Source organism: Marinobacter algicola DG893 (assembly GCF_000170835.1).
In the GTDB taxonomy this organism is placed as follows: Bacteria; Pseudomonadota; Gammaproteobacteria; order Pseudomonadales; family Oleiphilaceae; genus Marinobacter; species Marinobacter algicola.
On sequence record NZ_ABCP01000066.1, the window covers coordinates 1 to 12,180 of the forward strand.

Sequence of the window (12,180 nt, forward strand, 5' to 3'; positions counted from 1 at the left end):
ATGCAGATCCGGAACATAATGGTGCAGGGCGTTGACTTCCGCGTTTCCAGACTTTACGAAACACGGAAACGGAAGACCATTCATGTTGCTGCTCAGGTCGCGGACGTTTTGCAGCAGCAGTCGATGCACGTTGGGCTCCGCCATCCATGGCTCCGCACAGTTTTGGAAAGCTCATCGCCCCCGGTTCGCGAACCTTTCAGGTGGAGTCCGCTTCGCCAGACATCATGTGTTGTCCAGTGGTCTGCGTTCTAGCCTACTACAGGCGTTGCCCGTTTGATAATGGCGGCTGGGTTGGTGCCGGAGGGCAGGTTGCCATAATTCAGGCCGCCGTTGTGTTCCAGCCGGGAAGCGCAGAAGGCGTCGGCGACGGCCGGGTCGGAGTGTCTCAACAGCAGTGAGGACTGCATTAACAGGGCCAGGCGGTCCACCAGGTTGCGGGCGCGGTATTCGAAGTCGCTGATGTCGGCGAAGTCGTTCTGCAATTGGGCCAGGAAGCGGTCGAAGCGGGCGTCGCTGCCGCGGGCTTCGGCGGCTTCGTTGAAGAAGGCGTCGAGGGTGTCCGGTTCCTTCTGCAGGGCGCGCAGGGTGTCCAGGCACTGGACGTTGCCGCTGCCTTCCCAGATGGCGTTGACCGGGGATTCCCGTAGCAGTCGGGGCATGATGCAGTCTTCCATCACGCCGCTGCCACCGATGCATTCCATGGCTTCGTAGGCGTGGTTGGGGGTGCGTTTGCAGATCCAGTACTTGCCCACCGGGGTCGCCAGCCGTGCCAGCAGCCGTTCGTGCTCCAGGTGCTGGTTGTCCAACGACCGGGCAACACGCATCGTATAGGCGAGAGCGGCTTCGCTTTCCAGGGCCAGGTCTGCGAGGACGTTCTGCATCAGCGGTTGCTCACTGAGGCGCCCACCGAAGGCGCTGCGGTGGCGGCAATGATGGGAGGCTTGGGCGAGAGCCTGGCGCATGCCAGCGGAGCTGCCGATCATGCAGTCGAAGCGGGTCATGGCGACCATTTCGATGATCGTCGGTACGCCTCTGCCTTCCTCGCCCACCATCCACGCCATGGCGCCGCGCAGCTCAGCTTCGCTGGAGGCGTTGGCGACGTTGCCCATCTTGTTTTTCAGGCGCTGAATCTGCCAGGGGTTTTTGCTGCCGTCGGGGCGCCAGCGTGGCATCAGGAAGCAGGACAGGCCGCTTCTGGTCTGGGCCAGCACCAGGAAGGCGTCGCACATGGGCGCGGATACAAACCATTTGTGGCCGATCAGTTCATAGGCCTGCCCCGGGCCTTCTGCGCCGATGGCGTAGGCGCGGGTCGTGTTGGCCCGGACGTCGCTGCCGCCCTGCTTTTCCGTCATCGCCATGCCGATGGTGACGGATTGCTTTTCGCTGTCCGGCAGGTTGCGGGGGTCGTAGCTATTGGCGAGGATCTTGTTTTCCCAGACGGCGGCCAGTTCCGGCTGTTTGCGGATTGATGGCACGGCGGCGAAGGTCATGGTTATGGGGCAACAGTGGGCGGCCTCAATTTGGGAGTGCATGTAGTACTTGGCCGTTCTCGCGACATGGGCGCCCGCGCCAGGATTGGCCCAGGGGCTGCTGTGAAGGCCATTTTCCATTGCTGCGGACATCAGCTGGTGGTAAGCGGGGTGAAAGTCCACCTGGTCGGTGCGATGACCAAAGCGGTCATGGGTATTGAACACCGGTTTGTTTTCGTTGGCGTGGAAACCGAGCGCGATGGTGTCCGCCGCGCCGGCGAACGCACCAAACTGTTTAAGGTCGCTGGTTGCGGCCGCGGCGCCCTCCCGGGCGACCGCCTCCTGCAGGGCCTTGTCCTGCTCGAAGAGGTTGTAATCCTCCAGAGCAGGGGGCTGATTGAAGACCTCGTGGGTGACCGCCAGGTAGCGGTCGTCACTGGAGGGGGTTGCGGTTTCCTGCTGCAGGGGCTGGCGGGCCTTCATGTTTATCTCCTGGTGCCAGTCAACCCCTGCATGCAAAAGCAAATAATGGAGTTGACCAGCGGATTGTGGTCGTTGGTCTCTGCCTGCTCCGCGGTGTCAGCCTGTGCCGGGGACAGAGGCCCCACAAGGCTTTCGGCAATGGCGCCTACAAGGCAGGTACTGCTCTGCCTGGCATCCTGATCCGGGAGGCAGCCCTCTTTGATGCCGTCCCGGATGGCCTGCTCGAAAAGTTGAGCGTAGGCGCGGCGGAACTTGAGGCGCTCTTCCTCAACTTTCGGGTCTACCGGCTCTGCGATCAGCGACCAGGCCATTACCGGACCTCTCAGGGCTCTCTCCGCAAACTGGCGAAGGGCCACTTCCAGGCGGGAAACGGCGTTGTCTTCGGCGCTCAGCGCCTCGGCGACTTTGTCCACTTCCCGTTGTGTTGCAATCCTGAAGATCTCTGCAAACAGGTCTTCCTTGGACTCAAAGTGTCGATAGATGGTTCCCGTAGCGACGCCGGCACACGCTGCGATGCGCGTTATCTGGGCGCTGCGGAAGCCGCCGTCGGCAACGCATCCGTATGTGCATTCAATGATGCGCTTGCGGGCCTCAGCCTTGCGGTTGCGCATCTTTTCCGTTTCCCGATAGGCCATGCGGGTTCCTTATAAATAGTGAATCATTATTCATTCTTTGTGTCAATCACTAGACCAGTATAGCTTGGTTCATATTATTCTTTAAAAACAATATCGTGGAGTTGATTACAAAAAGTTACAAAAAAAGTATTGTCAGAAAATAGCGTTGCAACTGAAAGCGGATTATAAAGACGCCAAGGCGGGTAGTAAGACTCATCCGCCGAGATGGGGCGGCCTTGCCGTAACAGGCTTGGCGCGCTCGTTGTACTGTTTTCGTTGATGGAGAGAATCATGAGTGAATTCGACGAAAGCAATCTGGAGCAATCCGGTAGCTGGTCACATGACAGCGACGATACACATTCCATTGCCGGCCGTGCGCGAATCCGTGCTCAGCTTCAGCATGATATTGAATCGTTTCTGAACCAGGGTGGCAAAATTCAGGAAGTGGATACGGCATTCCGTTCGGACCCTTCCCGCAAGGTGGATGTCGGTTTCAATAATCGCTCCCTCTGAATTCATGAAGCCGCAGCCCCTGAGGCTGCGGCCTGTTTGTGCTTGTGGCTTACGGTTGTTTTGACGCCGGTCTCACCGCTGTATCCTGTATTCCTCTATGCTGCGTTCTGCAGGATAGCGTGTTCCCTGCACCAAGACCGTACTCACCCCACATTCGACCCGCAAACAGGCTGCGTTCATGAGAGGATTCCTTCGTTTTTCAACTACGGCGCTCGTCGTCATGGCGCTGGTCGCGGCAGGTGTGGTCATTTTCTTTGGTGGTAACCCGGCCCCCTCCCAAGAGACGGTTGATGCAACCGCCGACACAGAAAACAGCGTTGTGCCACTGTCGGATTCGGCGTCCGGACGTGGGGCGCCTTCAACACTGGTGGGCGAAGCCACGGTTGTGGTGCCGGATACATTGCCGGCGTCGCTGGCGGGAACCAGCGTGCCCGGTGGCTGGGCCCAAACCGACGTGAATGGCTCCCTAGTTCCCACGCCGCAGTTGCGCCATTTGTTTGAGTATTATCTGGCGGCGCTGGGCGAGGAGACGTTACCCCAGCTGGTTGCCCGAATAGAGCAGGCGTTGGCCCGGCTTGAAGAGCCGGCCCGATCGGAGGCTCTCGACACTCTGGGAGATTATCTGGACTACAAGCTGGCATTGGGCGACCTGGAAGCCACCTATGGTCGTGACGCCACAACGAATGCAGAGGACATGCAACGGCGAATGGCAGAAATACGCGCCCTGCGACGTACCTGGATGGATGCGCAAACCGCCGACGCCTTTTTTGCAACGGACGAGGCCGTAGATCAGTTCCAGGTTGAGCAGCTGCGCATCCGAACCGATCCGTCGCTGTCTGAAAAGGAGCGGGAGCAGGCGCTGGCAGAAGCCGAGAAGGCGCTCCCGGAACCGCTTCGTCAGGCACGTCGGGAAACCCGAAAATTCACCGACTATCAGCGTGCGCGGTCGGAATTCGCGGATGATCCCGACGCTTTGCGCGCCTGGCGGAAGGAACGCTTTGGTGCCGAGGCCGCCCGTGAACTGGAGAAAGTGGAATCCGAACAACAGGCATGGGAGGTCAAGTGGCAAGCCTACAGCCAGGACCTGGCGAAGCTGGACGACATGGGGCTTGCGGGCCCGGAGCGCAAAGCCGCCATTGATGCGCTCCGGGATGATTACTTTGAGGGTGCTGACAAACTGCGTGCCGAGGCCCTTGATTCCCTCCGGTAACAGTCCTTTCATCTGATCCTGGTAACCTGGTGATGTGGTTCGGCTGTAAGCCCTGCCACCGCCGCTTATGGGCGTGTATGATGGGGCGGTAGCCCCATTTTCCACAGGAGGTATTCCGTGAGCTTTTCGGCCAATCGTATGTTCCCAGCCACTCGTCTGCGTCGTAACCGGGTTGACGGTTTTTCCCGGCGCCTGGTGCGGGAGAATCAGCTCAGTGCCGATAACCTGATTTTTCCGGTGTTCGTACTGGAAGGCGAAGGCCAGCGGGAGACGGTACCTTCCATGCCCGGCGTCGAGCGCCTGAGCGTTGATCTTCTGGTGGAACAGGCAGCTGAACTGGTGGCTCTGGGGATTCCGGCGGTGGCGCTGTTTCCCGTAGTGCCTGCGGAGCACAAGAACCTGTCCGGATCTGGCGCGTGGGATTCCGATGGCCTGGCCCAGCGTGCGGTGCGAGCGCTTAAGGACGCCTACCCGGAGTTGGGCGTTATTACCGATGTGGCATTGGACCCGTTCACCACCCATGGCCAGGACGGCATTATCGATAACGATGGTTACGTGCTGAACGATGTGACCGTGGAGGCTCTGGTTAATCAGGCATTGTCCCATGCCGACGCGGGCGCGGATATTGTAGCGCCGTCCGACATGATGGACGGTCGGGTTGCCGCCATCCGCGACGCGCTGGAGTCCGCTGGCTATGTGAACACTCGTATTCTGGCCTACTCTGCCAAGTATGCCTCCAGTTATTACGGGCCGTTCCGCGACGCGGTCGGCTCAGCCGGCAACCTGGGCAAGGGCAATAAGGCTACCTATCAGATGGACCCGGCCAACAGTGATGAAGCGCTCCAGGAAGTGGCGATGGACATCGCCGAGGGTGCTGACATGGTGATGATCAAACCGGGCATGCCGTATCTGGATATCGTTCACCGGGTAAAACAGGAACTGCAGGTGCCAACGTTCGTCTATCAGGTCAGTGGTGAGTATGCCATGCACATGGCGGCCGCGGAGAACGGATGGCTGGATGGCGACGCCGTGATGATGGAGAGCCTGATGGCCATGCGCCGTGCCGGTGCAGACGCCATCCTTACCTATTTTGCCGTCAGGGCGGCACGGCTGATGCGTGATAACCGCACCTGACAGATTACAGTCACAAGCAGGGTGCTTTACGGTCCCTGATAATGGAAGCAGTAAGCAATGACTACTGAATCTGCAAACAAGCTAAAGGCTGTCGATGTTCCGGACGTGCCGGCGCCTGTGGAAGCACCATCCCCCGGCGTGGATGTTGATGTAGCGGCCCAGGAAAACTATTTCAACCGCGAACTGAGCCAGCTTCAGTTCAACTACCGGGTGCTCAAACAGGCCCTGGATACGACGCATCCGTTAATTAACCGGCTGATGTTCTGCTGCATCTTCAGCAGCAACATGGATGAGTTTTTCGAGATCCGGGTGGCGGGCCTGCGCCAGCAGATCAAGTATGGCCGCGAAACCCTGGGCTCGGACGGCATGATGCCGGAACAGGTGCTGGGTGAAATCAGCCGGGTGGCCCATGAATACATCCGGGAACAGTACGACATCCTGAACAACGTGCTGATCCCCGAGATGGAGCAGGAGAACATTCACTTCGTCCGGCGTCGTGAATGGACGGAGGCTCAGGCCGATTGGGTGCGCCGTTACTTCGAAGAGGAAATCCTGCCGGTGGTCAGCCCCATCGGGCTGGACCCCTCGCACCCTTTTCCGCGCCTGGTCAACAAAAGCCTGAATTTTATTGTTGAGCTGGACGGCAAGGATGCCTTCGGTCGTGAAACCGGGATGGCCATCGTGCCTGCGCCACGTTCGCTGCCGCGCTTGGTGAGACTGCCCGATGACGTCTGCAACGGGGGCGACAACCTGGTGTTCCTGTCCTCCATGATCCACGCCCATGCCGATGAGCTCTTCCCCGGCATGGAAGTGAAGGGTTGCTATCAGTTCCGTCTGACCCGCAACGCCGACCTTGAATTGGAAGATGACCTTGAGGATCTGGCCTCCGCCCTGCGTGGTGAGTTGCTGAGCCGGCGCTTTGGTGACGGCGTGCGGCTGGAAGTGGCGGACAACTGCCCGGAAGAACTGGTGCACTTTCTGCTGCGCGAGTTTGGACTGACGGATCGCGACCTTTATCAGGTTCACGGCCCGGTCAACCTGACACGGTTGATGGCCGTCGGTGGGCTGGTGGATCGCCAGGACCTCACCTATTCCGGCTTTTCGCCGTCGATTCCGAGGCAGATCCGTGCCAAGGAATCCATGTTCGATGCCATCCGCAAGCGTCCGCTGCTGTTGCTGCATCCCTATGAAAACTTCAGCCCCGTGACCGACCTGTTGCGACAGGCTGCCAAAGACCCACAGGTCCTGGCCATCCGCCAGACCCTGTATCGCACCGGTGCCGACTCGGAAATTGTCGAAGCGCTGATGGACGCCGCCCGCCGTGGCAAGGAGGTGACGGCGATCATCGAACTGCGGGCCCGGTTCAGCGAGGCGGAGAACCTGGAGCTGGCCAGCCGGCTGCAGGAAGCGGGTGTGATTGTGGTTTACGGGGTAGTGGGTTACAAGACCCACGCCAAGATGATCCTGATCGTGCGCCGTGAGGAAGGAAAGCTGCGGCGTTACGTGCACCTGGGTACCGGGAACTACCATGCCGGTAACGCCCGCCTGTACACCGACTACAGCTATATGACCAGCGACGAATCCATCGGTGACGACGTCAACAAGCTGTTCCAGCAGCTGACGGGCATGGGCAAGGCCTTGAAGATCAAGAAACTGTTCCACTCTCCCTTTACGCTCCATTCCCGTCTTCTGGGTCTGGTGGACCGTGAAGCGGAACTGGGGCCCAAAGGCCGGATTATTTTCAAGTTTAACGCCCTCACTGAGCGTGAGTTGATCAAGGCGCTGTATCGCGCGTCCCAGGCAGGCGTGAAAATCGATCTGATCATCCGCGGCATCTGCTGCCTGAGGCCGGAAGTGCCGGGGCTGTCCGACAACATCCGGGTACGCTCCATCATTGGTCGCTTTCTGGAGCACACCCGGGTTTACTATTTCGGCAACAACGGCCGGCCGGAAGTCTATGGGTCCAGCGCCGACGGCATGGAGCGGAACCTGCTGAGCCGCGTGGAGACGGCCTTTCCGATTGAGGATCCGGCGTTGATTGCCCGTGTCCGCGAGGATCTGGATACCTATCTGGCGGACAATTGCCAGTCCTGGGTCTTGCAGCCGGACGGTCGTTACATTCAGAATCAGGCAGCCGAGGGCGAGGATCGCCTGGCGTCCCAACTGGTCCTGCTTGAACGCCTGACCGGGAAATAACGATAATCCGCATACGCCTGTCTCCAGTGCAGGCAATGTGAGCGCGCTAGTGGAGTAAAGGCAGTTGAAAAAACAATGGATGGTTGCCGGTGCAGCAGTACTGGCTGTTGGTGTAGCTGCGCCCTGGGCAGTTGGTTATGTGACCGAGCAGCAGTGGCAGAGTGTCACGGCGGACGTCAATCAGGCGCAGCCCCTGTTCAAGCTGCAAACACGGGATTATGACCGGGGTTACATGGGGGCCGAGTTCGCCGGCACCATCACGATCCAGGATCCGGACACCGGTGATGAGCACTCATTCGACTACCAGGCCCGGGTAAGCCATGGTGTGACCGGCAGCCTGATTGATTTTACCCCGCCTCCTGAGCTTGACGCTGAAGTTGCGAAGATTTTCCCGGACGAAAAACCCCGGCTGACCTTGGAGACTCGATTGTGGGGAACGGCGATCGCCGAGCTTTCCGTGCCGGCCGTGAGTGTGATCGACGAGGAAACCGGCGAGTCCTTTGATATGTCGGAAAGTTTTAGCCGGGCAGAAATCAGTGGCAATGGTTCACACGCTGATATCCTGATGTACTGGCCGGGCGCCGTGATTCGGGGGCCGGACCTGCGCATCAGTATTGAGGATTTTCGCCTCGAACAGACCATGGAACACCTGACGGGCGACGTCTGGCTGGGTGACGGGGACATGTCGCTGGCGCGACTTGAAGTGGCGGCCCGGGGTGAGCCCACGCTCCGTTTTGATGAATTTTCGATGAGTGGTGAGACCACCACCGCCGATGACGGTAAGAGCATTGATTCCGAGGCTGTCGTTACTTTGGAAAAGGTAACGGCGGACGACGAGAGCTTCGGCCCTCACCGTATGGAAATGGTGTTAAGCGGCCTGGACGTGCAAAGCTGGAGTGACCTGACAACCGCCATGACGGATATGCAGGCGGCCGCTCTGAACACTGCAGGCGGCGACTCCCGTGCCATGATGCAGCAGCAAATGGAATCCATGAGTCGCATCAATCAGGCCATGCTGGGCCTTGCGGCCAACGGTTTTTCGTTCGGGTTTCCGGAGCTGTCCTTTGCCACGCCCTATGGCCCGGTTAATGGCGAGATCATGGTGCAGCACCCGTCGCTGTCTGAGGATGAGAAAGACCAGATGATGATGGTGATGCAGCGGCTGACCGGCAATCTGGATGTCAGCATGCCGTTGGCGCTGGTGGAGCAGCAGCCTGAGTTGGGAATGCAGGTGGCGCCGTTGATCAAGCAGGGCATGGTGGTGCAGGAGGGTGACCGCCTGCGAATCCAGGGCACGCTGGAAGATCTGGCCCTGGACATCAATGGCAACGTGATCCCGCTGCCACCGATATTCTGATCCGTCGTTCTGTGCTGCCCGGGATGGGCAGCGCTTTCCCGTTTGTCAGTCCTTGATGAATTTCCGTTTGAGTGCGGCTTCCACGGCTGGGTCGACAAATTCCGAGACGTCGCCGCCCAGTGAGGCGATTTCGCGGATCAGGGTGGAGGAGATGTACGACAGATGGTTGGAGGGTGTCAGGAACACACTTTCCACTTCCGGTGCCAGGCGGCGGTTCATGTCGGCTAGCTGGAATTCGTACTCGAAGTCGGAGACCGCTCGAAGCCCGCGGATTATCACGGTGGCGTTCTGTTCCCGGACGAAATCGGCGAGCAGGTTGCTGAAGCCGGTGACGCTGACGTTGGGCAGGTGGGAGGTGGCTTTTTCGACCAGTTCGCAGCGTTCTTCCAATGTCAGTAGCGGGGACTTCTTGGGGTTGTAGGCGATGGCGACGACGACTTCGTCGAAGAGCCGGCCTGCGCGCTCGATGAGGTCGGTATGGCCGTTGGTGATTGGGTCAAACGTACCCGGGTAGATGACTTTTGGCATTCGGAGCTCCTTTTCACCGGAAGCGCACAGGATAGCAGCCTTCTTCTTGAACCAAAATGTTCCACTTTTGTGCTGGGTACGAGTTTGGATTGCTTGCTTGGGAGTTTGTGCCGCATGAGGAGGGCTTCCCAGGATACGCTACGAGCACCCCTTCGGGGTCCGGCCAGCAATCATAGATTGCTGTCGTTCGGCTGTCGCATGAAGCTTTGCTTCATAAACGCTCGGCCTCACCCATGTGCGCTTGAGTAAAGCCGTCCCTGGCTTTACACAATCCTGGGAAGCCCTCCTCACGCGGCACTTCGGACTGCGTACCTGCCTAAGAAGACCTCAAACTCTCTTTGGGACTCCTTTCTTTAACTCCTGAGTTTCTGAGCCAGTCTGGTGCTGTTCCTCGCAGCCAGTGCATAAACCGACAACTGCGGATTCGCGCCGATGCTGGTGGGGAAGATCGAGGCGTCATGGACGTTGAGGTTGGCGACGTGGTGGTGTTCGCCGAAGCCGTTGACCACGGATTCTTCCGGGTTGCGGCCCATGCCGCAGCCGCCCATCTGGTGGGCGGTGAACAGGCGGACGCGGTGGGGTTCCATGGCGAGGTTGTCGATGCCGGCTTTGGCCTCGGCCCAGGAGGAGTACCAGGGAGAGTCCAGGTGCATCAGGCGGACTTTCCGGGCGCCGGCGGCGAACTGGATCTCGGCCATTTTGTAGAAGGCGTCTTTCAGGCCCTTCCAGAGGTAGTCGCTGACGGGGTAGTCCAGGATCGGGCTGCCGTCGTCGCGGAGGCTGACGGTGCCGCCGGGGCTGTCGGGGTGGAAGCCGTCGCGTAGTAGGGCGATGACGGAGTTCAGTCGGGGCAGTTTCGACAGGTCGCGGATCTGTTGTTCGCCGTGGCCGGGAACCACGCCGGCGGACATGGCCGGGTGCAGGGGCGGTACTTCCAGTTTGAAGCCGGCAGGGCCGTCGACGCCTTGGGAGAAGTTGAATTCGTCGGAATAGATCGACTGAGGGGCCCCGTAGTACGGATCGACGGTGTCAGGCATTTCCGCGATGGTGGCGTTGACCGGGTGCAGGAAGGTGCGCTTGCCAATACGGTCGTGGGGGTCGGGAATATCTGAGCGCAGCAGCAGGCCCGGGGAGCCGATGGCGCTGGCGGCGACGACGAAATGCCGGGCTTTCAGTTCCACGGTGACGCCGGACGGGGTAACACCGTCGGCGGCCATGGCCGAGGCCTGAAGGTGGCTGATCCGGTCCTGGTCCATCACCAGTTTCTCGGCACGCAGGCCATGGAACAGCCGTGCGTTGTTGTCCAGGGCACCGGGGATGGTGGTGGTCAACGCCCCCTGCTTGGCATTCGTGGGGCAGCCGACGCCACAATAACCCAGATTCCAGCAGCCTTTCACATTGCGGGGTATGACTTCCCATGACCAGCCCAGGGCCTCGCAACCCTGGCGAAGGATGTCGTTGTTCGCATTGGGTTCGGCCAGCCAGGGTTCAATGTTGTGGCGCTGCTCGCGGCCGTCGAACCAGGGCTTCATGGCCGCCGGAGTCAGGTCGTCGAGCCCGAAACGGCTGGCCCAGTGATTCAACGTCGGTGCCGGCGTGCGGAAGCTGGAGGTCCAGTTCACCGTGGTGGACCCACCGACGCATCGGCCCTGGAGAATGGCAATCGCGCCATCCTTGGTGACCCGGCTCATACCCTCCTGATAAAGTGAGGCATAGGCATCCAGCTCATTCATTTTGAAGTCTTTCTGGTGATACAGTCGGCCTTCCTCGACCAGAACCACCGACAGCCCGGCTTTTGCCAGAATCTCCGCCGTGGTGCCGCCTCCGGCACCGGTGCCGATGATCACTACATCGGCTTCGTGGGTCTGGTTCTGTGTCAGGGTGGCGCCGTCGGTGACCTTCCAGCCAGCCTCAAGCCCACGGGCGATACGATCCGTTAACGACATAATGATGCTCCGGTTGGCTCAGGCGTTGTCTTTGAACTGGGGCAGGGCGTCCACGGCCCAGGCGGGTGGTCCGGGGTAGCCGGACAGATGCCAGTGGTCTTCGTGGCCATAAAACGCCACGTTACTGACCTTGGTCAGGGCGATGTAGCCGTTGTTAAACAACCCAACACCACTGGTGCGCCAGCGCTCAAGGAACGCATTCACGGACTGCGTGCTGGCGTTCTCCCAACTCGACCAGACCCGCGCCACCGTCACCCGCGTCAGCCCGAAATTCAACAGGTCAAACAGCCCCCGCAACTCCTTCTGGTTGGCCGGCCCGAACTGGTGAATCCCGGCATCAATGCGCTCAATCGTCGCCTGAATCTGCTGGCGGCGAACCACGGACTCCTCAGTCAGCCCGGGGCCCACCATGGCTGGCAGCAAAGCCTGAAACAGCACAATGTCGTCGTGGGTCAGGAACTGGAATTCGTAGCTCTGGTCCATCGCCCCCGGCATCGGATAGTCCCGCCCGGCGGGCGCGGTTGCACAACCGGAAAGGCCTGCGGTAACACTCACCGTGCCGAGGAACATGGCCCCACCAAGCCCAGTCCGGAGAAAACTCCGACGGTCCATGGCAGTATCGGGAAGGTCCGTCTGTACGGATTTAGAAAGGCTTTCAGACATAACGACTCTCTTGTTCTTATTGTCTTTTAACAGATGACAGGTCAAGCCAAAGCTGACGGGAGCCGGA

General features: G+C 59.8%; 10 protein-coding genes. 5 read left to right on the forward strand and 5 right to left on the reverse strand.

What is annotated here, in order from left to right; translation table 11 throughout:
- Positions 1-248: 248 nt before the first annotated feature.
- On the reverse strand, positions 249-1,952 hold the full coding sequence (locus MDG893_RS19665; protein WP_007155596.1) for an acyl-CoA dehydrogenase family protein: 1,704 nt from the start codon (positions 1,950-1,952) through the stop codon (positions 249-251).
- 2 nt (positions 1,953-1,954) lie between these two features.
- Positions 1,955-2,587: a TetR/AcrR family transcriptional regulator gene (locus MDG893_RS19670; RefSeq protein WP_007155597.1), complete on the reverse strand. Its 633-nt coding sequence runs from the start codon at positions 2,585-2,587 to the stop codon at positions 1,955-1,957.
- A 270-nt stretch (positions 2,588-2,857) separates the two neighbouring features.
- Here MDG893_RS19670 and MDG893_RS19675 point away from each other — a divergent pair, with 270 nt between their 5' ends.
- The 5 genes from MDG893_RS19675 (at position 2,858) to MDG893_RS19695 (ending at position 8,976) form a co-directional block, all read left to right on the forward strand.
- On the forward strand, positions 2,858-3,079 hold the full coding sequence (locus tag MDG893_RS19675) for a hypothetical protein (RefSeq protein WP_007155598.1): 222 nt from the start codon (positions 2,858-2,860) through the stop codon (positions 3,077-3,079).
- A 178-nt stretch (positions 3,080-3,257) separates the two neighbouring features.
- On the forward strand, positions 3,258-4,289 hold the full coding sequence (locus tag MDG893_RS19680) for a lipase secretion chaperone (RefSeq protein ID WP_050776533.1): 1,032 nt from the start codon (positions 3,258-3,260) through the stop codon (positions 4,287-4,289).
- Positions 4,290-4,427: 138 nt separating this feature from the next.
- Positions 4,428-5,423 (forward strand): porphobilinogen synthase, encoded by a 996-nt coding sequence (gene hemB, locus MDG893_RS19685; RefSeq protein ID WP_040474821.1) that lies wholly within the window; start codon positions 4,428-4,430, stop codon positions 5,421-5,423.
- Between the two features lie 57 nt (positions 5,424-5,480).
- Positions 5,481-7,619, forward strand: coding sequence for a polyphosphate kinase 1 (gene ppk1 / locus MDG893_RS19690; protein WP_007155601.1), 2,139 nt, complete (start codon positions 5,481-5,483; stop codon positions 7,617-7,619).
- A 64-nt stretch (positions 7,620-7,683) separates the two neighbouring features.
- On the forward strand, positions 7,684-8,976 hold the full coding sequence (locus MDG893_RS19695) for a DUF945 family protein (RefSeq protein ID WP_157132888.1): 1,293 nt from the start codon (positions 7,684-7,686) through the stop codon (positions 8,974-8,976).
- Between the two features lie 45 nt (positions 8,977-9,021).
- Here the strand turns inward: MDG893_RS19695 and coaD are convergent, their stop codons facing one another.
- From coaD to MDG893_RS19710, 3 genes are all read right to left on the reverse strand, one after another.
- On the reverse strand, positions 9,022-9,504 hold the full coding sequence (gene coaD / locus MDG893_RS19700) for a pantetheine-phosphate adenylyltransferase (protein ID WP_007155603.1): 483 nt from the start codon (positions 9,502-9,504) through the stop codon (positions 9,022-9,024).
- A 353-nt stretch (positions 9,505-9,857) separates the two neighbouring features.
- Positions 9,858-11,450, reverse strand: a complete 1,593-nt coding sequence (locus MDG893_RS19705) for a GMC family oxidoreductase (protein WP_007155604.1) — start codon at positions 11,448-11,450, stop codon at positions 9,858-9,860.
- Between the two features lie 18 nt (positions 11,451-11,468).
- On the reverse strand, positions 11,469-12,113 hold the full coding sequence (locus MDG893_RS19710; protein ID WP_007155605.1) for a hypothetical protein: 645 nt from the start codon (positions 12,111-12,113) through the stop codon (positions 11,469-11,471).
- Positions 12,114-12,180 lie beyond the last annotated feature (67 nt).

Excerpts from the sequence above, each read along its gene's own strand:
- MDG893_RS19665 (WP_007155596.1), bottom strand. The coding sequence starts at position 1,952 with ATGAAGGCCCGCCAGCCCCTGCAGCAGGAAACCGCAACCCCCTCCAGT.
- MDG893_RS19670 (WP_007155597.1), bottom strand. The coding sequence starts at position 2,587 with ATGGCCTATCGGGAAACGGAAAAGATGCGCAACCGCAAGGCTGAGGCC.
- MDG893_RS19675 (WP_007155598.1), top strand. The coding sequence starts at position 2,858 with ATGAGTGAATTCGACGAAAGCAATCTGGAGCAATCCGGTAGCTGGTCA.
- MDG893_RS19680 (WP_050776533.1), top strand. The coding sequence starts at position 3,258 with ATGAGAGGATTCCTTCGTTTTTCAACTACGGCGCTCGTCGTCATGGCG.
- hemB (WP_040474821.1), top strand. The coding sequence starts at position 4,428 with ATGTTCCCAGCCACTCGTCTGCGTCGTAACCGGGTTGACGGTTTTTCC.
- ppk1 (WP_007155601.1), top strand. The coding sequence starts at position 5,481 with ATGACTACTGAATCTGCAAACAAGCTAAAGGCTGTCGATGTTCCGGAC.
- coaD (WP_007155603.1), bottom strand. The coding sequence starts at position 9,504 with ATGCCAAAAGTCATCTACCCGGGTACGTTTGACCCAATCACCAACGGC.
- MDG893_RS19705 (WP_007155604.1), bottom strand. The coding sequence starts at position 11,450 with ATGTCGTTAACGGATCGTATCGCCCGTGGGCTTGAGGCTGGCTGGAAG.
- MDG893_RS19710 (WP_007155605.1), bottom strand. The coding sequence starts at position 12,113 with ATGTCTGAAAGCCTTTCTAAATCCGTACAGACGGACCTTCCCGATACT.